The organism is Thalassovita mangrovi, from assembly GCF_009857745.1.
GTDB classification, from domain to species: Bacteria; Pseudomonadota; Alphaproteobacteria; order Rhodobacterales; family Rhodobacteraceae; genus Thalassobius; species Thalassobius mangrovi.
The window spans coordinates 122,825-142,139 of the sequence record NZ_WWEN01000005.1 but is presented as its reverse complement, the minus strand read 5'-3'; the positions used below and the strand labels follow the sequence as shown (position 1 = coordinate 142,139).

The 19,315-nt window shown below is 62.1% G+C and carries 16 protein-coding genes and 1 tRNA gene; 4 read left to right on the top strand and 13 right to left on the bottom strand.

Annotated features, from left to right (window positions below):
* Positions 1-127: 127 nt before the first annotated feature.
* From katG to GR167_RS12930, 3 genes are all read right to left on the bottom strand, one after another.
* Positions 128-2,293, bottom strand: a complete 2,166-nt coding sequence (gene katG / locus GR167_RS12940) for a catalase/peroxidase HPI (protein ID WP_160974051.1) — start codon at positions 2,291-2,293, stop codon at positions 128-130.
* Positions 2,294-2,539: 246 nt separating this feature from the next.
* On the bottom strand, positions 2,540-3,100 hold the full coding sequence (locus GR167_RS12935) for a DUF4202 domain-containing protein (protein ID WP_160974050.1): 561 nt from the start codon (positions 3,098-3,100) through the stop codon (positions 2,540-2,542).
* A gap of 58 nt (positions 3,101-3,158) precedes the next feature.
* Complete coding sequence (locus tag GR167_RS12930; protein ID WP_160974049.1) at positions 3,159-4,076, bottom strand: PHP domain-containing protein; 918 nt, start codon at positions 4,074-4,076, stop codon at positions 3,159-3,161.
* 106 nt (positions 4,077-4,182) lie between these two features.
* Here GR167_RS12930 and GR167_RS12925 point away from each other — a divergent pair, with 106 nt between their 5' ends.
* Positions 4,183-4,731: a tetratricopeptide repeat protein gene (locus tag GR167_RS12925; protein ID WP_160974048.1), complete on the top strand. Its 549-nt coding sequence runs from the start codon at positions 4,183-4,185 to the stop codon at positions 4,729-4,731.
* Here the strand turns inward: GR167_RS12925 and GR167_RS12920 are convergent.
* The 5 genes from GR167_RS12920 to GR167_RS12900 form a co-directional block, all read right to left on the bottom strand.
* Entirely contained in the window at positions 4,728-5,429 is a 702-nt protein-coding gene (locus GR167_RS12920) for a hypothetical protein (protein ID WP_160974047.1), read from the bottom strand. The genes GR167_RS12925 and GR167_RS12920 overlap by 4 nt on opposite strands.
* Complete coding sequence (locus tag GR167_RS12915) at positions 5,426-6,256, bottom strand: ABC transporter permease (RefSeq protein ID WP_160974046.1); 831 nt, start codon at positions 6,254-6,256, stop codon at positions 5,426-5,428. Before GR167_RS12915 ends, GR167_RS12920 begins: the two co-directional genes overlap by 4 nt.
* Positions 6,253-7,650, bottom strand: coding sequence for an ABC transporter permease (locus tag GR167_RS12910; protein WP_160974045.1), 1,398 nt, complete (start codon positions 7,648-7,650; stop codon positions 6,253-6,255). The genes GR167_RS12915 and GR167_RS12910 overlap by 4 nt, the downstream gene beginning before the upstream one ends.
* Positions 7,651-7,653: 3 nt before the next feature.
* Complete coding sequence (locus GR167_RS12905; RefSeq protein WP_160974043.1) at positions 7,654-8,775, bottom strand: ABC transporter ATP-binding protein; 1,122 nt, start codon at positions 8,773-8,775, stop codon at positions 7,654-7,656.
* Positions 8,776-8,867: 92 nt separating this feature from the next.
* Positions 8,868-9,989, bottom strand: coding sequence for an extracellular solute-binding protein (locus tag GR167_RS12900; RefSeq protein ID WP_160974041.1), 1,122 nt, complete (start codon positions 9,987-9,989; stop codon positions 8,868-8,870).
* Positions 9,990-10,687: 698 nt separating this feature from the next.
* Between GR167_RS12900 and GR167_RS12895 the strand changes: the two genes are divergently transcribed.
* Together GR167_RS12895 and GR167_RS12890 are read left to right on the top strand one after the other, a co-directional pair.
* A complete protein-coding gene (locus tag GR167_RS12895) occupies positions 10,688-11,200 on the top strand; it encodes a hypothetical protein (protein WP_160974039.1) in 513 nt (170 codons plus the stop codon).
* 80 nt (positions 11,201-11,280) lie between these two features.
* Positions 11,281-13,506, top strand: coding sequence for a hybrid sensor histidine kinase/response regulator (locus GR167_RS12890; RefSeq protein ID WP_160974038.1), 2,226 nt, complete (start codon positions 11,281-11,283; stop codon positions 13,504-13,506).
* Positions 13,507-13,614: 108 nt separating this feature from the next.
* Here GR167_RS12890 and GR167_RS12885 read toward each other — a convergent pair whose 3' ends face one another.
* The 3 genes from GR167_RS12885 to GR167_RS20295 all read right to left on the bottom strand — a co-directional run bounded on the left by GR167_RS12885 (position 13,615) and on the right by GR167_RS20295 (position 17,012).
* Positions 13,615-14,796, bottom strand: coding sequence for an amidohydrolase (locus GR167_RS12885; protein WP_160974036.1), 1,182 nt, complete (start codon positions 14,794-14,796; stop codon positions 13,615-13,617).
* Between the two features lie 241 nt (positions 14,797-15,037).
* Positions 15,038-15,793: a hypothetical protein gene (locus tag GR167_RS12880; protein ID WP_160974034.1), complete on the bottom strand. Its 756-nt coding sequence runs from the start codon at positions 15,791-15,793 to the stop codon at positions 15,038-15,040.
* A 175-nt stretch (positions 15,794-15,968) separates the two neighbouring features.
* Positions 15,969-17,012, bottom strand: coding sequence for an ATP-grasp fold amidoligase family protein (locus GR167_RS20295; RefSeq protein WP_160974033.1), 1,044 nt, complete (start codon positions 17,010-17,012; stop codon positions 15,969-15,971).
* 173 nt (positions 17,013-17,185) lie between these two features.
* Between GR167_RS20295 and GR167_RS12870 the strand changes: the two genes are divergently transcribed.
* The gene (locus GR167_RS12870; RefSeq protein ID WP_160974031.1) at positions 17,186-18,679 is read left to right on the top strand and encodes a tail fiber domain-containing protein; all 1,494 of its coding nucleotides are present in this window, start codon (positions 17,186-17,188) and stop codon (positions 18,677-18,679) included.
* Between the two features lie 71 nt (positions 18,680-18,750).
* Here GR167_RS12870 and GR167_RS12865 read toward each other — a convergent pair.
* Both GR167_RS12865 and GR167_RS12860 read right to left on the bottom strand, forming a co-directional pair.
* Positions 18,751-18,826: transfer RNA gene (locus GR167_RS12865), tRNA-Ala, on the bottom strand.
* A 92-nt stretch (positions 18,827-18,918) separates the two neighbouring features.
* On the bottom strand, positions 18,919-19,239 hold the full coding sequence (locus GR167_RS12860) for a TIGR02300 family protein (protein ID WP_160974029.1): 321 nt from the start codon (positions 19,237-19,239) through the stop codon (positions 18,919-18,921).
* Positions 19,240-19,315: the final 76 nt, after the last annotated feature.

The window sequence follows — 19,315 nt, the reverse complement described above, 5'->3', positions numbered from 1 at the left end:
CGGAAATAATTTTCGCATAGTTCAAGTCGTGCATGCGAATGATTGTTGCGGGGCGGATTGCAAAACGGGCGCCGCTTGGGGAAGCGGCGCCCGAAATTTCACGTCAGGTTTGGTCGATTCTACCCGGTCAGGCGATATCGAACCGGTCTGCGTTCATCACCTTGGTCCAGGCCGCGACGAAGTCTTTGACGAACTTCTCCTTGCTGTCGTCCTGGGCATAGACCTCGGCATAGGCGCGCAGGATCGAGTTCGAGCCGAAGACCAGATCGACACGGGTTGCCGTCCATTTGACATCGCCGGTTTTGCGGTCGACGATTTCATAGGAATTGCTGCCGGTGGGTTTCCACTGGTAGGCCATGTCGGTCAGGTTGACGAAGAAGTCGTTGGTCAGCGCCCCGACAGTATCGGTGAACACACCGTCGGCGCTGCCGCCGTAGTTGCTGCCGATCACCCGCATGCCGCCGACCAGGGCGGTCATTTCATGCGCGCTCAGGCCCATCAGCTGGGTCCGGTCGAGCAGCAGTTCCTCGGCGCTGACGACATAGTCCTTCTTCAGCCAGTTGCGGAAGCCGTCGGCTACCGGTTCCAGCACCTCGAAGCTTTCCACATCGGTCTGTTCCGCGGTCGCGTCGCCACGGCCCGGGGCGAAGGGCACGGTGATGTCGAAGCCCGCCGCCTTGGCGGCCTGTTCGACACCGAGGTTCCCCGCCAGCACGATCACGTCGGCGACGCTGGCGCCGGTTTCCGCCGCGATCGGTTCCAGCACGTCCAGAACCTTGGCCAGGCGGGCCGGTTCGTTGCCTTCCCAGTCCTTCTGCGGGGCCAGGCGGATGCGCGCGCCATTGGCGCCGCCGCGCATGTCCGAGCCGCGGAAGGTGCGGGCGCTGTCCCAGGCGGTGGCGACCATATCGGCCGCGCTGAGGCCGCTTTCAGCGATCTTCGCCTTGACCGCGTCGACGTCATAGGAGGTCGAACCGGCCGGGATCGGATCCTGCCAGATCAGGTCTTCGGCCGGAACCTCGGGACCGACGTAGCGGGCTTTCGGGCCCATGTCGCGGTGGGTCAGCTTGAACCAGGCACGGGCGAAGGCTTCGTCGAATTCCGCCGGGTTGTTGTAGAACCGCTCGGAAATCTCGCGGTATTTCGGGTCCATCTTCATCGCCATGTCCGCATCGGTCATGATCGGGTTGTGACGGATCGAGGGATCGGTGGTATCGACCGGCTTGTCTTCTTCCTTGATGTCGACCGGTTCCCACTGCCATGCGCCGGCGGGGCTTTTCTTCAGTTCCCACTCGTGGTTCAGCAGCAGTTCGAAATAGCCGTTGTCCCACTGGGTCGGGTGGGTGGTCCAGGCGCCCTCGATCCCCGAGGTGATCGCGTTGGTGGCCTTGCCGCCCATTTTCGGGTTGGTCCAGCCCAGGCCCTGTTCCTCGATGCCCGCGCCTTCGGGATCGGCGCCCAGCAGCGACGCGTCGCCGTTGCCGTGGGTCTTGCCGACGGTGTGGCCGCCCGCGGTCAGCGCGACGGTTTCTTCGTCGTTCATCGCCATCCGGGCAAAGGTTTCACGCACCTGTTCCGCGGTCTTGAGCGGGTCGGGATTGCCGTTCACGCCTTCGGGGTTCACATAGATCAGGCCCATCTGCACGGCGGCCAGCGGGTTTTCCATCGTGTCGGGCTTGCTCACGTCATCATAGCGTTCGTCGGACGGCGCCAGCCATTCCTTTTCGCTGCCCCAGTAGACGTCTTTTTCCGGGTGCCAGATGTCTTCGCGGCCGAAGGAGAAGCCGAAGGTTTTGAAACCCATCGATTCATAGGCGACGTTGCCGGCCAGGATGATCAGGTCGGCCCAGGAAATCTTGTTGCCGTATTTCTTCTTGATCGGCCACAGCAAGCGGCGCGCTTTATCGAGGTTGGCGTTATCCGGCCAGCTGTTGAGCGGCGCGAAACGCTGGTTGCCGGTGCCTGCGCCGCCACGGCCGTCGGCGGTGCGGTAGGACCCTGCCGCGTGCCAGGCCATGCGGATCATCAGACCGCCATAGTGACCCCAGTCGGCCGGCCACCAGTCCTGGCTGTCGGTCATCAGCGCGGTCAGGTCTTTCTTCAGCGCGTCCACGTCGAGGCTTTTCAGCTCTTCGCGATAGTCGAAATCTTCGCCCATCGGGTTGGTCTTGCTGTCGTGCTGATGCAGGATGTCGAGGTTCAGCGCGTTCGGCCACCAGTCCATCACGGATTTGTCGTTGGCGGTAATCGCGCCGTGCATCACCGGGCATTTGCCGATATCGTTGCCATCCATTTTAGGGTCTCCCTTTCAAAGGTCATAAATCGGTTTCTGCAGCACGGGACAGGCAAGCCGATCCCCCGTAAGCCCGGTTGGCTTCGGTGCGGATCGGCGTCTCCCCCGTTTTCTAGAATCACTCTAAAGCACAAATTGCATTGGAAGAAGTTTGGTTTTCTGATGAAAGCGATAGTTTAAGGTTATGATTTTCCTCCTCAGACTTCTGCGCCCCGCACAGCATGGGCTTTTGGCGGGTTTGCCGGATCAGCCGCTGAAGCCCGCGGCCAGGGCGGCGGGCATGTCGAATTCTGCCAGGGCTTTCGCCCGCCCTTCGGCGGACATCTTGCGCGCGGTCTTGCGGACGATATCGGCCAACTGGTCGTCGCTGCGGGTGCCCGCGAAGGGGTGAAGATACCAGCGGATGAAGGTGAAGCAGATCACGTCCTCCAGCGCCTGAACCTCCGCATCCTGCTTGATCCCTTCCTTGCGCAGCAGCACGCCGATGCGGTCCTGGTCGGCCTCGGGATAACCGGCATCGGCCATGATCCCGGCCACCCGTTCGGCGTGGCGGCGGCCCTGTTCGCGGCGCCAGGCGTAATAGCCCGCCTTGCCCTCGGGATAATCCGTACGCGGCAGCAGCCAGCGTTCGATATGCTGGCCCCGTGCCGCGATCTGCAACACCTCGGAAGCATCGGGGAACAGCCGGGTCAGCTCCGCCGTCATCCGTTCGCCGTAAAGCAGCGCGGCCGGGCGGCCGGCCTCACATGTCGGGTCGGCGGCATTGGCCGCGTCGATCGCGGCCAGGGCATCGGTCAGGCGGGTCATGGGTGTGTCCTCGCTGGCTGTCCCCAGTAGGCGGCGGGCCAGCGAGGAAATCAAGTGCCTAGCGCCAGATCGGGTTGGACCAGGCACGCCGCCCGGCCCGGTCGATCACCGACACGCGCAGCCAGGGCGAGCGCGAAAACCGATCCAGCTTGATCTTGGCATCGGTCAGGGATTCGCCGTGCTGGGCCACCGCTGCCGATCCGTGCCCCTGCACGATGACCGAGGCCACGGCGGAGGATTTGACCCGGATTTCCTTGTCGCTCAGGGTGATGTCGCGCAGTTCGGGCCCTTGCGAGGAATAGTAATGCCCGTCCTTCAGCGCGCCCAACAGCGCCTCGGGGGTGTTTTCCTGCGCCTTGACCATGACCCAGCCGCCGAAATGATCCGGTTCGCTGAAATGCGCGTCATCGGTCGCCACCAGGTTCAGCCGATTGCCCTCGGACAGCAGCAGGTCCAGCGTGTGGAACCCGTGCGGCCGGTCGCAGCCCATGGCGCAGCCGTGGTTGTAGGTTTCCACCGCATGGGCGGCCTCGATCGTGCGGGCGTCTTCCATCGTCAGGCCGGACCATTCGGGGTGGGCGATGGCGACGAAGGCGCCCGCGTCGCGCGCCCGCTTGGCCAGTTCGGCACCGCTTTCCTGATCCTCGACCGGCAGGAAATGCGGCGCGTTGGGCGGGGTGAAATCGGCCGGCAACCCGACCGCCAGGATATGCCACAGCTCGCCGTTTTCCATCGCGCCGGAATGCAGTTCGGCGCCCAGGATGGTGGTGAAGTCTTCGTTGCGGAACGCTTTGGTGTCGGTGATCGGATAACCGAACAGGCCGATGAAATGGTCGGTCAGCGCGATGAAATCATAGCCTTCGGCCTGATAGCGGCGGCAGACCTCGGCCGGGTCCAGCACGCCGTCGGACCGGTTGGAATGGGTGTGCAGGTTGCCCCGGTAGAAATGTCCTGGGGTGTTGAAGAACTCGGTCATGGCAGGGCCCTTGTGTAATCAGCTGGGGATGCTGTGTCGCAGGAAAGTCTGACGTTTCGGTGACAATTGTCGTGAAGTTTTCATGTCTGTCTGGCAGGTAGGGCGGATGGTTCAACTGGTGAAACTGCCCCAACTTCTGGCCGCCGAGGATTGGCCCGCGGCGGAAAAGCTATTGCGCCGCGCCGCCGGGGCGAAAGGCGCGGGGGCGCAGGTGTTTTACAACCTCGCCAAGGTGATCGAGATGAGCGGCGGCGGGGCCAAGCGCATCGCCTGGCTGAAAAAGGCCGTGGCGGCGGACGCCCGATACGCTGTCGCCTGGTTCGAACTGGGCCGGGCGCAGATCGAGGCGGGCGATTGGGCGGCGGCGGAACAGGCGTTTGCCCGGGCGCTGGCGCTGGACCCTGCGGATGCGGATGCGCGGATCAACCTGGCGCGGCTGCGGCTGCGGCTGGGCGACTGGATGGGCGCGCGGGCGGCCTGCGACAGGCTGCCCGAGACCGGTGAGGTTCTGGCGATCCTTTATCGCGCGGCCTGCGAGCTGGGCGAGGATGCATCGGACTTGCAGCAACGGATGCTGGCCGACCCGGCGGAGCGGGCACGGGCGCTGAAGGCGCTGACCCGGGTGGCGAAGGGCAGCGTGCCGTTGCGGCTCTAGCGCCGGAACGTCTTGCGGTAATGGCCCGGCGCGTCCTGCAGCGCCGCGTGGATGCGGGTGTTTTCCGTGACTTCCTCGTCGGACATCGGCGCGATTCCCAGTTCGGTCTTGCCGCGCGGCACCGGGATTACCTGCGCCACCGGCGTGCCTGCGGGCAGGGTGCCGCTGAAACCGGGATCGGTCCACAGCGCCGGGAAATGCACATTGCCCATCCCGAAGGCATCGCCGCTGACCTTGCCCGACAGGGTCTGAAACGGCAGGTCGGCGCGGTTCAGCGGGTGGGTGAACAGCAGGTCCCAGCCCTCGGGCGCCTGCAGCGACCAGAAGTTGGTGAACTTCACCACCATCTGGCCGGGGGGCAACCGCAGTGGCACGCCGCTGGCCTGTTCCGGCACGTGCAGCCCGATCGGCGCACGGGTCTGCGGGCTGTCGGGCAGCAGCGGCGGGTCCCAGTCCCAGCTGATCTGACCGTCCTCGATCGTCAGGTCGGTGGCGAGCGGGATCACGATCCCCATCGCCAGCGCGTCGATGAAGGGCGGGCAGTGTTTCAGCGTCCGCACCGGCGCCCCGCCCAGACTGGCCGCGTCCACCTCCGACGGCATGTCGCGCAGCCAGTCGGGCAGGGCACGCCCGGCCAGTTGCGGCCTTGGCAGGATCGGTTCCAGTAGGGGATGACAGCGCGCGGTGATCGTGGTCATGCGCGGTGGTCCTTGCGCTGCAGCATCGCATGGGTGACGGCGGCCGCGACGGTCAGCAGGATGATCACCGTGCCGACCGCGTTGATCACCGGCGGGTGGCCGTTGGGGTTGCGCGCCATCGCGCCGATTTCGGTCGCGAAGGTGCAGGACCCGCCCTTGGCGAACATGGTGGTATTGTAGTTTTCCATCGAAGCAAGGAACGCGATCACCCCCGCCGACACAAGCGCCGGGGCCAGGAACGGCAGGGTGATGCGGAAGAAGATCCGCAACGGCGAGGCGCCCAGATCCATCGCCGCCTCTTCCATCTCGACCGGCTGGCGTTGCAGCCGGGCCATCAGGATCAGCATCGGGTAGCCTGCGATGAAGGTCACCTGCGCCATCACGATGGTGAACAGTCCCGCATTGACCCCGACCCGGCCCCAGAACACCAGCGCCGACAGGCCCAGTACCACGCCCGGCGCCAGCATCGGCGACAGCAGCACCCACCACAGCAAACCGTTGGCGCGCGATTGCCAGCGGGTCAGCATCACCGCCCCCGCCAGGCCGAGGATCAGCGCCAGCGGCACCACGGTCAGCGCGACGCGCAGCGAATTGCCGAAACATCCGACGAAGCGGTCCCGGTCGAGCGCGCGCAACACGTCATCGGCGCGCAGGTCCGTTTCGGGCATCCAGAAGAATTCGTACCACTTGAAGGTCAGACCCTGCCAATCGGTCACGCTGGGCGGCGAAGTATCGTTGAACGAGGTCAAGATCATCAGCAGCAGCGGCGCGAACATGAAGACCAGGAAGGCCCAGGTATAGAAGGTGAGAAGGCGGTTGGAAGTCATCTGACCCTCGCGAAGTCTTTCAGGCGGGTCCGCATCAGCCACATGAACAATGCGACGATGACGAAGCAGACCAGCGTATAGGCAAAGGAATAGGCCGCGCCTACATTCGAATTCTCGGATTCGAAGAACTTGTTATAGATCGTCTGGCTGAACCATTCGGCCTGCAGCCCGCGGCTGATGATGCGCGGCACCGAAAAGGCGCCTGCGGCCAGCATGAAGGTGGCGATGCAGCCCACCGCGATCCCCGGCTTGGCATGGGGGATGATCACCCGCCGGTGCACCCGGAAGGGCGAGGCACCCAGATCGCGCGCGGCGTCGATCTGGTTCTTGTCCAGCGTGGTCATCACGTTCAGCATCGGGAAGACCATGAACAGCACGTAGGTGTAGGCGATCACCACGAAGATGGTACCGGGCATCCGGTTGAACTGGATCGGTTCGCTGATCGCGCCCAGCCACAGCAGCGCCGAATTCAGCAGGCCGCGGTTGTCGATGATCGCGGTCCAGGCATAGATCCGCATCAGCTCGACGATGGCATAGGGGATGATCAGCCCCAGCATCAGCCACACTACCCGGTTGGCGGGCGTGGCCAGCGCGACCTTGTAGGCGATGGGATAGCAGATGGCGAGCGCCAGCGCGGTCACCATCATCGCGAAGACCAGCGTCCGGGTCAGGTTGGTCAGGCCCAGCCGTTCGTAGACTTCGCCGTCTTTTTCGAACCGCAGCCCGATCAGGCCATAGAGCCGGTTGCCCAGCTGGGCCTGTTCGACCGCCTTGCGTTCCGGCGTCAGCGGGATCAGCTTGGGCGAGGTCAGCGCGCCGAAGTTGGACAGGGTCAGGTTCGACCGGTTGGCCTCTTCCGCCAACAGGCGTTTGTACAGGTCGTCGGCGAGAGCGCCGATTTTCGCGGCCTGGTCCAGTTGTTCGGCAATCGGCCGCGCGTCGTCGACGCTCAGCAGCGGCAGGTCATAGAGCTCGTCCAGATAGGCCTTTTCTTCGCCCTCGCCCCGGACCAGTCGCGCATGGGTGTTGGCGCGGTCGCATTGCAGGATGTAGGGGCGCTTGGCCCCGGCCGCGCCGCCCATGGAGGGCACCGCCATGCCGCCGGAATTCATGCTGGGTATCGCCATGCCGCCCATGCTGGGGATCGCCAGCCCACCGTTGGAGGCGGGGGCCTCTTCCTCCACCTCATAGGTTTTCAGCACCGACTGGCAAGTCGAGGCGTCGAACCGCAGGGTCGCGGCGACCGAACTGTCCAGTTGCCGCTTGGGCGGGGTCATCGCCCGTTCGATCATGGTCAGCTGCGGCAGCACGATCAGCACCGCCCCCCAGCCGATCACCGCCAGCACGAAAAGCGCGGTCAGAACCCGGCCATAACTGCGCAGAAGGTCCTTCATCGCTCAGGCCTCTTCGCGTCCGGTGCGGGCCAGCTGCCCCTTGGGCAGGACCAGCGCGCTTTCGCAGGTGAAGCCGACCTTGGTGTCCAGATCGGCCTCGAAGGCGGGCACCGCGCCGCTATTGGTCAGGTGCAGCGCGACCGAGGGGGTGTCGGCCTCGGGCTGCAGCTGGAAATTGATGAAGGCGCCTTCGAGGTCGCGGCGGACCATGCGGGCGTTGAACTGATTGCCGAAGGGCTGGCCGCTCTCGGACGTCTGGAAACCCATGTTTTCGGGGCGCACGAACAGGATCGCCTCGGCCCCCGGCTGCAGCCGCTGCGGGTTGCGGCCCAGCAACCGGCCCAGCGGCGTGTCGATATAGGCCATCTCGCCGTCCAGCGCGCTGACCCGGCCCGGGAACTGGTTGATCTCGCCGACGAAGGAGGCGGCAAAGGCGGTGTCGGGGCGGGAATAGACCTCGTCTCCGGTGCCCACCTGTTCGATCCGGCCCTTGTTCATCACCGCGATCCGGTCCGACATGGTCAGCGCTTCGCCCTGGTCATGGGTGATATAGATGAAGGTCACGCCGGTTTTCTGCTGAATGTCGCGCAGCTCGGCGCGCATGTGCTGACGCAGCTTCAGGTCCAGCGCTGACAGCGGCTCATCCAGCAGCAGCACCGAGGGTTCCACCGCCAGCGCCCGGGCGATCGCCACCCGCTGTTTCTGGCCGCCGGACAGTTCGCCGGGTTTCTTGTCGGCCTGATCGCCAAGCGCCACCAGGTGCAGCAGTTCCTCGGCCTTGGCGTGGCGATCGCGTTTCGACACGCCGCGCGCCTCCAGCCCGAAGGCGACGTTGTCGCGCACGCTCATCAACGGGAACAGCGCCAGGTTCTGGAAAATCAGTGCGGTGGGGCGCTGGTTCGGGGACCGGCCCTTCTGATCTTCGCCGCCGATCATCACCCGGCCCGCACTGGGATCGACGAAGCCCGACACGGCGCGCAGGATCGTCGTCTTGCCGCAGCCCGAGGGCCCGAGGATGGAAAAGAATTCGCCGGCCCGAATGGTCAGGTCGGTGGGCTGAACGGCGGTAAAGCCGTTGGGATAGGTCACTTCGACCCGGTCAAGCGTCACGTCCATTCCGTGCATATGTCACCCCCGGTCATTGCGCGGTTATTGTCATTGGATCGGGGGCGGACCGGCAGGCCCGCCCCCGAACATATCGTCATCCAGCGCCCCGATCAGGCGTTGGTGATGATTTCCACGATTTCGTTCCGGATCGGAGCGAAGAACGGGGTGTCGGCCTGCCACCACCACATGTTGCCCAGAACTTCGGGGGTGTAGGTTTCGTTGAACTGGCGCTTGAATTCCTCCGAGGCGAAGGCGGCAGCGCCCGCAACGGCCGAGTTGTAGCCGGTGTTGTTGGCGAACATGCCGCCGACTTCCGGCTGCAGCATGAAGTTCATGAAGGCGATCGCTTGGTCGCGGTTTTCGGCCTGCTTCAGCATGCCGAAGCTGTCGAGCCAGGTGATGATGCCTTCTTTCGGGGCGCGGTAGACGAAGTCGCTGTTTTCGCGGTTCAGCAGCAGGCCGGTGGTGTCCCAGGTCTGGCCGATGACGCAGCCGGCATCCTTGAACGCGGCGGTCGCTTCGGTGGCGTTGTTCCAGAACGCGCCGAAGTTTTCCTTGCGCTCGATCATCCACTTGGCGATGGCGCCCCAGACGCGGCGGGCGTCGTCTTCGGATTTGTAGACGTCCAGCATGCGGTTCGACGGCACTTCGCCGATCGCATCCAGATACAGGCCGGTGCCCATGATCGCCGATTTCTGGCGGAAGGCGGCGCCGCCTTTGGCTTCCGGGCGCCACAGGTCGCCGAAGGACAGGTCGGCATCGGAGATGTCCAGCTTGCCGCGGTTCAGGGTCAGGCCCTCGGTGCCCCAGTCGAAGGGCAGCAGGATCTGCTGGCCGTTATGCATGCCGCCCAGACCGGCGCTGTCGCGCAGGAAGGAGGGGATGACGGCATCGACATTCACCTCGGCGGGGACTTCGGCGAAGAAGCTTTCGCCGCTGTCGTCGAGATAGCCGGCGGCATTGGTGATCGAGGGGAACACGATGTCGAACCCCTTGCCGCCATTGGCGCGGATGGTCGATTCAGCTTCGTCGTTCGACCCGAAGGTGGTCAGTTCCAGTTTGATGCCGGTGTCGGCTTCGAATTTTTCGGCGATATTGGGCTGGATGTAATCCTGCCAGGCCAGAACCTTGACGCTGCCCGAGGATGCCAGGGCATCGGTGGCGCGCAGGACCATGGGGGCGGCAAGGGCTGCCGAGGACAGTTTCAGGACATTACGACGGGTCAGGGACATTCTTGTTCTCCAAGCAACATAGCCCTTTCCAGGGCAACTGCCGGTTCGCATAAGCGATGTCCATGACGCTAAGGTAACCGAAGCTTTAAGCTTTTCTTACAGCTCCGGCTGTGGCCGAAAACGAGGGTGCGGTGCCGGCGCCGGAAGGAGATCGAGGCCCGCGGCGGCAATCCGTTGACCGGATGGTAAAAAGTAAACCTTTCTGTCCTACCGTCATTTTTTTGGCGTTTTTCATGCGATTAGGTGTCGGCAGTGGTGCGGCAGGACTTTTCCTGTCCGGCCGTCGAGGCCCATCGCCTTGCAAAACTGCTGGATTCACCGGGCGGGCGATCCGGTGGCGGCGCATTCCCATGTTTTCCGGCATTTTTGACTCCGTCAGGAATCCCAACCATTTCAAGCGCTTCTACCCCTTAGGTTGTCGGATTCTAGGGGTTTGCAATCACACGGGTATATTTTTGGGTAAAGCGAACGGTAGTCCGGACGTTATTTAGGTTACCTGGAAAATACCAATGTTGCTGTGTTGGACGTGAAAAAAGAGACCGTCATGAACCGAAAGAGCCGCTTTGAAATCTATTTTCTGAGCAAAGACAAAGGGTTGATAGGGTTCGCGGCAGCGGGTTTGCAGCCTTGGTCGCGGCATGACGTAACTGGAGCGCACCCTTGCGGGCCCCAAACTCCGGAAGAAAGGAATGGTTGAAATGTGGAAGCCCATAGCCGTATTGGCCGCGGCCGGCTCGGTTTCAGCCCACCTGATCGTGTTGTCGGGGTATTCCTCGCCGGAGGAGGGGGCGTCATCCTCCACCCTCCTGTCGAACCCCGAACAGATCCTGCAGATGGAAGGCTCCGACAAGAAAACCATCCTGATCGGGCAGCAGTCGGAAAACGAAGACGGCCCGGCGGTCAAAATGGCGCGCAACACGTTCTTCCGCTTTCCCGATGGCACCCGGATCGTGTCCAAGACGGCCACCGACAGCCTGATGATTGTCGATCTCGCCATCCCGATGGGGCAGGCCGCATTGGTGGATGAATTCCGCGCCGCGGTGAACAGCGTCCCTTATTCCTTCAAGCTGCCGAAAGGGCAGGCCGGGTCCATCAAGATCGAATTCTGGTCCGATGAAGGATCAGGACAGATCGTTCTGGATGAAATTTCCGATAAAAAAACCTCCGCATCTATCCGTATTTACGGGCAAGGGCTGTTTTCAAGAACCTGACTTGAAAGGACGTTCCCGGGCGGTTGCGCCGATGAAGGATCACAACAGGGATTGGTTTGGAGTTCGGGATGAGTTTCGCGATGCGTATTGCTGACAAGGCTGGCGGGGTTAAGAAACTTCTCATCCTGCTGGTGGTGGTTTACCTCGCGGCGTTGCCATTCCTGTTCGCGGTCAAGCGCGAACGCCCGCAGCTGAGCTTCAATCACCTTGAGATGTACGACGACATCAACGCGTTGATGCAGGTCGAATTCCGGTTCCGGAAACTTCTCGATGCGGTGAACGAATACCGCCTGTCGCAGACCGAAAGCGCGCGCGAGGACATCCTGTTCCATCAGGAAATCCTGGAAATCCGCACCCAGGACGGCCCGGCGAAGGAATGGGACACCAAGGATCTGCCGCAGGGCGGGTCGCTGACGGTCGTTGAATCGCTGCCGCAGATGGTCGAGCTGATCGGCGACGACGTGAAACATTACCTGGCCAATGGCGATCCCGAACTGGGGCGCGGCGTGGCCGACAAGATCCAGGCCTATCTGTTCGAATTCAACTCGGAACTGATTTTCCTGTCGGAATATTCCAATCAGGCGGCGCGGCGGCAGGAAATGAACCTGGTCGGCAACGTGCAGCGCGATTTCAACCTGCTGTTCGCCATCAACGTGATCATGATCGCGGCGCTGTCGCTGTTCGCCTATGTGCTGACCGCCAAGGAACGCAAGTTGGCCGAGCGGACCAAGGAAGTGATCGCCTCGGAAGAAAAAAGCGCCGCCAAGACGAAATACTTGGCCTCGATGAGCCACGAAATCCGCACGCCGATGCAGGGGATCATCGGGGTGACGCAGATCCTGGCCTCGTCCGACCTGAAGCCCGATCAGAAGAAAAACGTCGGGCTGATCGCGACCTCGGCCTCGACCCTGCTGGCGATCATCAACGACATCCTGGACATCGCCAAGATCGAAGCCGGGCGGATGGAACTGGCGCCCTCGCCGATCGATTTCCGCCAGACGGTCGAGGAAACGATCCAGCTGTGCAGCTCGATCGCCAAGGAACGCGATGTCGACCTGACTTTTTCCTTCTCGCCCAACCTGCCCGACAGCATCCATGCCGATGGCACCCGGCTGAAACAGGTTCTGCTGAACCTGTGCAGCAACGCGATCAAGTTTTCCGCCGAACAGATGAGCGGCAAGAAGGGTGCGGTGAAGGTGACCTTCGCGGCGCATGAACCCGGGCGGGCCTATTTCGAGGTCAGCGACAACGGCATCGGCATGTCCAAGGACGTGGTGGACCGGCTGTTTTCGCCCTACACCCAGGCCAGCGCCGACACCTCGGCCCGTTTCGGCGGCACCGGGCTGGGCCTGACGATTTCCAAGCAGATCGTCGAGCTGATGACCGGCCGCATCCATGTGCAAAGCGAACCCGGCGTCGGGTCGACCTTCAGCGTCGATATCCCGATCAAGGAAATCGCCACCCATCAGCACAAGACCGATCTGAAGCATCAGGCGGTGATCGGCTATTTCGCCGATGAAAAAGAGGCGGGGAACCTCAGCGGTCATATCAAGGTGGCCAACGGCGTCTACCAGGCGGCGCAGAGCTATGAGGAGGTGATCGACCTGCTGCACACCTTCGATCTGCCGCCGGTGGTGCTGATGCAGCAGCCGGTGAGCCAGGACCTGCTGGACAACATGATCCGGATCACCGACGTGCATCCGCAGGTGCATTTCATCCTGCTGGCCGGCGAAAACGCCCTCGGGCTGGCTTTGCCGGATAATTGCACCGTGCTGGACACCAAGCCGTTGTTGCCGTCGACCCTGCTGGAGGCGCTGCAGAACAGCGGCCGGGCCGAAGCGCGGGGCGTGCCGGGGGATGCGCCGGCTGAGGAGGCGGCGAAACCGGCTGCCACGCGCAACCGGATCCTGCTGGCCGAGGACAACCAGATCAACCAGATGGTGCTGCGCACGCAGCTGAACCGGATGGGCTATGACGTTGATATCGTTGGAGATGGTGAGCAGGGGCTGCTGAAATGGAACAGCGCCGATTACGATCTGATCCTGAGCGATTGCAACATGCCGGTGATGAGCGGGATCGAATTTGCCCGCAAGGTGCGCGAGACCGAAACCGAAGAAGGCCGCGCCGAAACCCCGATCATCGCGCTGACGGCGGATGCGTTCGAGGAACAGAAAATCGAATGTCTTGAAGCAGGTATGAACGATTTCCTGATCAAGCCCACCTCGATCGAGGAGCTGGGCGACAAGCTGGAATTCTGGCTGCGCAAGGTCCGGCCGCAGGTCAACAATCTGCGGCTGATGAACTAGGGCTACGGTCCCGTCCGGCCGGGCGATCCGTAGCGTTTTTCAGGGGCATTTGCGCCATTTGCACTGCGAAACGGTACAGATGCCCTGCGGCGCCGGATGGGCGGAAAATCAGTACAGCCGTTGCCGCAGGCATTGCACGAAAATGCGCGCGCCCACCGCGATCAGGCTGTCGGGGAAATCGTAATCGGGGTTGTGCAGCGCGGCGCATCCGGTGCCCGAGCCAAGCAGCATCATCGCCGATTTCGCATGATCGCCGAAGCGGCCGAAATCCTCGGAAGCGCGCATCGGCAGGCGGCCGGGTTCCAGCGGGATGTTTTCGGCCCTGAGCGCGGCTGCCATCAGTTCCACCGCCTCGGCGTCGTTGACGCAATCGCGGAACACGTCGTGATAGTCGACCGAGTGGGTCAGCCCGTCGGCGGCGGCCGCTTCGACCACGGCGGCTTCGGCCTGTGCCACCAGCGCCGCCATCTTCGCGTCGGATTGGGTGCGCAGGGTGACCCAAAGCTCGGCTTGTCCCGGCGCCACGCCGAAGGCGGGTTCGCCGATCCGCGCATGGGTCACGGTGGCGAGCGAGAAATCCGGATCCGCCGGCGCGCCGCCGCGCCCGAGCCCGGTCAGCAGGGGCATCAGCCGCGACATGGCCGCGACCGGCGAGACGCCGGTTTCGGGCTGCGAGGCATGCGCGGTGCGCCCGGTCAAGGTGATCCGCATCCCGCGCGAGGCGCAGGCCATCGGGCCGGTTTCCAGCGCCGCGTGGCCCAGCGGCAGACCCGGCATGTTATGCAGCGACAGGGCGTAATCGGGCTTGATGTCCGCAAAGCGCGGATCGGCGATGACCCGGGCCGCGCCCGATCCATCCTCCTCCGCGGGCTGGAACAGCAGGATGACGCGGCCCCGCAGCGGCCGGTTGGCAGCCAGCCAGCGGGCGACGCCCGCCAGGATCGCCATATGGCCGTCATGGCCGCACAGGTGGCCCTTGCCGGGCACCTCGGAGCGATAGGGCCGGTCGCCCAGTTCCTCGATCGGCAGCGCGTCGAGTTCGCAGCGCAGCAGGATCGCGGGGCCGTCTTCGGTGCCCTCGTAGACGGCGGCGACGCCATGTCCGCCCAGCCCGGTCAGCACCCGGTCGGGATTGGTCGGGGCCAGCATGTCGGTGACCCGTTGCGCGGTCGCCGCTTCCTGCCCCGACAGTTCGGGGTGGCGGTGCAACTCGTGGCGCCAATCGGTCAGGGCGACGATATCGGCATTGCCGGGAAAGCCGGGGGCGAGATCGTGATCGGTCTGGGGCATGGCGGGTCCGTGGCGTTGATCGGGATCGGGTCATTCAATACGGAACCTGCGTTGGGGTGCAACGGGGAAGCTATTAGGACAGCCGATTGTCCGGGCAGCGTGCTAGTACATTGCAACCCCTGTTCTAAAAAACGTCATTTCACGCCAATTGAAGCGCGAAACGGTACACAAGCCCGGTAAAAAGCATATCGTAATCAATGACGAATACGGGAGCGCAAAAGGATCAAAGTGGACGCGTGCATTAACTTTCGAGCATCGCTGCGGCTATCTCGGCGCGTGGGCGGTCGGCCCCAGGAAAGTCGGCGTCGGTCAGAACGCGTAAAAAGCGCAGCATCGCATTGCAGAGTTGCGCATTCTCAACGTCGGGTTCCATGACCAGCGCAAGTTCGGTCTCCGTTCCGCCTGCGGTGGAAAACTCCGCGATCACTTGCCTCCAGTCGTTTTCAGTAACCGGTTCCCTTTGGACAGGTGAGTATTCGCCCTCGTGCATTGCCCGAAATATTACACCAGTGGAATCCAACACTCCTTCGATGCGCTGTCTTTTGTCTTTCGGAATGGAACCGGCCCCAAACATTATGACCCGATTGCACATTGCCGTATCGTCCTCGAACATTGCGATAATTTGCGTTTGAAGCTGAAGAACTTCCTGCAACGATTTATCGGGCGCTTTCCGCAAGTGGGGGGCATGACGGCGACGGATTTCTGCCCCAATCTTGAACCCATCTGCGTTTGCGCTTTCTTGGTTTCGGCTGGTTTTTATTGTCTCCACAAATTGTGAGCGGAAGTAACCAGCTTCATCGGGGTAGTATTCTTGTAGGGCGTGATACATTGCGGCAGACGTTGGAGTGCCTTCAATTACCTTTTCGGCATCTGCTTCGGAAAAGGATGATGAGGGACTTGAGAATTCATTAAAAATCTTGTCCATTGTCAGTCTGGCAAAGATAAACACGGCAGTGAAAAGCAATAATCCAACAAGTTTGCCCAAATGTTTTTTCATGACGGGTTCCCGTTTATTCTTCAGTTTTAGAAACGCACGTAAAAGTTACATTTTGGGATTGATCGAGCAACCCTGATCAAGGCGTTTGGTCTTTGTTATTTAAGAAGGTTGAAGGCGTCGCTTTTGACTTTAAAAGCGCACCGCACCAGTCGGGGAGGGACACCCTCGGAAATACTCAGACCGTATCAGGGTAGCGATCCATCAGATCACACATGACCGCGCTGCCAAGTTCGGTAAAGCGCTTGCCGGCATTCGGATAAGAGGTGAATTCCCCAAAGACCACACGCGTTTGCGTGATGTAGAAATCAAGCCGCATGAAGCAGCCGATATCCGCGGCGATCTTGTCGGCATAATACATCAGTTCGTCGAAATGCGGCGGTTTCGGGATTTCCTTGCCAAACCGGTTCGACCCCTGGAAATCGCCATAGGCGACCCAGTCACGGTTGTAATACCGATGGCTCCATTCCGGTTTGGGGCCGACGCGGTCGACAACCTGGATGACATGGCCTTTCCCGCCTGCGACGAAAACCTTGAAATCGCGCGGAACGGAATAGGCGGGGTCGTAATCCTGAATGTATTCTTCGGCCAGGATCCGGGTTTGTTTGTTCACCTTTGCCGATTTGGCAAAGGTTGCCCGGACATATTCCTGGCGCTCGGATATGGGGACTGCATCGCCGGTAAAGACCTCGATCCCGTTGCGGAACAGCATGACGCATTCGTTGTTTGCCAAATTGTTCGGCTTGATCACGACCGTTTCGGGCAGCTTGCTGAAATCCAGCTCTTCAACCGTAGCGACATCGGCATAGCCTTCCGGCATGGGCAGGTTCAGTTTCTGCGCGTACTCATGCATCTTTGACTTATGGACCAGGGAGGCAACATAGCGTCGCCGGGCCTGCAAGGCGGGATTCGGATTTGGATTCGCGCCTGTGGCCCACTGGTGGCGCCGGTACTGCATGCGGTGCCAGAATTCTGTTTCCACCACTTCTTTTGCAGGTGGCTTGCCCGGGCTCGGGTTTGCAGCCGTTGTTGCATCCGTTTTGGATGTCTTGGTCTTATGGGCCGGGGATGCAGCATGGCGTGGCCGGGCCTGCAAGGTGGAATCCGGGTGTGGATTTGCGCTTTTGAGCGACCGGCCGAGCCGATTCAGAATGCGGCGCCAAAATTCTGTTCCTAGCATTTCTTTTCCCGGATTTTTCGCGCGCAGGTTAGCGCTGGCCACGCAGGCGTTACAAGCAGGAAGCTCCCTTTTCCGACCCCGCCAATCGCCGCAGCAAGCGCTTTCGCGCCACCGGCGGAGGAAGAGGCTTGCTTTGGGCCTCAGGCTTTTGCGAAGCAGAGGTGTTGGAATGGTGCTACCGTAATTGAGTGAACCAGCCGTCTTGGAGGCCGCTTATGAAGAAATGTTTGATCGCCGGTGCTGCTCTGGCGGTGGTGTCGGTATCGCCTGTAGCCGCGGACTGGAATTCCAACCGCCAGCCCGATCCCAACGTTTATGTTCAGGCCGACACCATGCCGCGCGCGTTGCGATATGATAGGGCCCGTTTCGCGTCGGTCGGTCCTGCGGAGTCGGCGGATATGGCCGCCGAGCAAGGGCTTTCGTTCCGCCTTGCGAAGAACGACACTGCCGGGGCTGGAGCATTCGAAATATCCCAGTCCGGAACCCTTTCGGATTCTCCCAGGACCATCAAAGGGCTGACCGGGAGGGCCGGGACTTTCTTCCTCGGAGGAAAACACGACAGTGCGGCTTTCCGTTGGCCCGGACGATTGTTCATAGGCGACAGTTCGAACCACAATGGGAAAGGTGCGGCCAAGGCGCAGGGGTCGAGCGGCTGGTTGCAGACCGATGACGAGGGCGACAACGTGTTCGTTGGCCCGGGGTCGCGGCTGCAGTGGTTTGAAACCTACGCCCAGCTGGTTTCGTCGATCGATGGGGAATTGGCCGGTGGCGACGGGGCCATCGCCGTGTCCGGCGCCGCAAAAACGGGGGACAATTTCGCGCTGGGCGTCGCGGGTGTCGCCCGGCAGGACGCGAATTCCAAAGGCAAGAACGCTTGGGGCATCTACGGCGAAGGCGTTGTCGCCCCCGGTGCGAGCGGCGGCACCTGGGCGGCCGAGTTCGGCATCATGAACTTCAATACCGATGCGGTCTGGGGCGCGATCACCCCGTATGCCGCGGGATATTCCGGACATTCAAAGGGGGTGATGGTGAACGCTGGCGGCGGCAACAGCAACGCAAAGCGGGCAGACGTCGCATTCCAGGTGCGCGGTACCTACGGGAAGGGGAAAACCAAGGGGGCCCAGTTCAACTGGGGTCTGCTGTTCGGGGCCACCTCTCTCTATAAGGTGTCCTCGGACGGCAATAGCCCGGCCGTCGGCCATGCTGTCGGCCTGTCTTCCACCGACGCGATCACCTGGTCGGACGCTGCCGGGATCAATACCGAATTATACGCCTCCGACGCAGGCACGGTTGTCCTGAACCGTCTGGGCACAAGGGCCCCGTACTTCTTCGATTTCCGCAAGGACGGCATAACCGTCGGCAGCATCAAGAACGGCGGCAGCAGCACGATCTACAACACGACCTCAGATGCGCGTCTGAAGGAGAACATCAAACCCGCAGCCGATGCGGGCGCGATCATCGACGCCATCGCCGTCCGTGAGTTCGATTTCAAGGCAGGGGATCATGTCCGCTGGGGGGTGATCGCGCAGGAGCTCAACCAGCATCTGCCGGAAGTTGTCAGCGCCGGCAATGAAGGCGCGCTGACCGGGGCCGCAGAGGACGTCTGGCAGGTGGACTATTCCAAGATGGTCCCTGTGCTTCTGATGGAAATCCAATCGCTGCGTGCCCGCGTGAGCGAACTGGAGGCTGCCCAGCAGAAACCGAACTAGCTTCATTCCGTGCCACAGCCATGTGTCACAGCGATCTAACGCCAAGCTATCGTGTTGAACTGTAAGGAATTTGGTGGAGCCTAGGGGGATCGAACCCCTGACCTCTTGCATGCCATGCAAGCGCTCTCCCAGCTGAGCTAAGGCCCCAAATTGCCGGCCGTTCCGGCCTGTGCGCCGCTACTTAGGCAATGCTGCGGGCGGGATCAAGCGGAAAATTCCGCCCGCAGACATGTTTTTGATTATTCGTCTTCGTCGGCCGGAACGTCGGCCAGATCGTCCAGCGAGACGTTATCGTCTTCGTCTTCGTCCAGCAGGTCGTCGTCCAGATCGACATCGACATCGGCGTCATCCACCAGGTCGGCATCGGTGTCCGCGTCGGCGGCGGTCGCCTTCTTGTTGGCGGCGTCTTCGGCGTCGGCTGCGATCATGCGGCTCTTGCTGTTGTCCAGCTCGATCACTTCACCGGTATAGGGGCTGACGATCGGGTCTTTGTTCAGGTCGTAAAACCGCTTGCCGGTGGTCGGGCAAACGCGTTTTACACCCCATTCTTCCTTGGCCATTGGCGGTCCTTTCAAATCTTGTGGTCTTGTCGACGATCTGCGCCAACTGCCATAACAGGCCCTAAGTGTCAAAGGC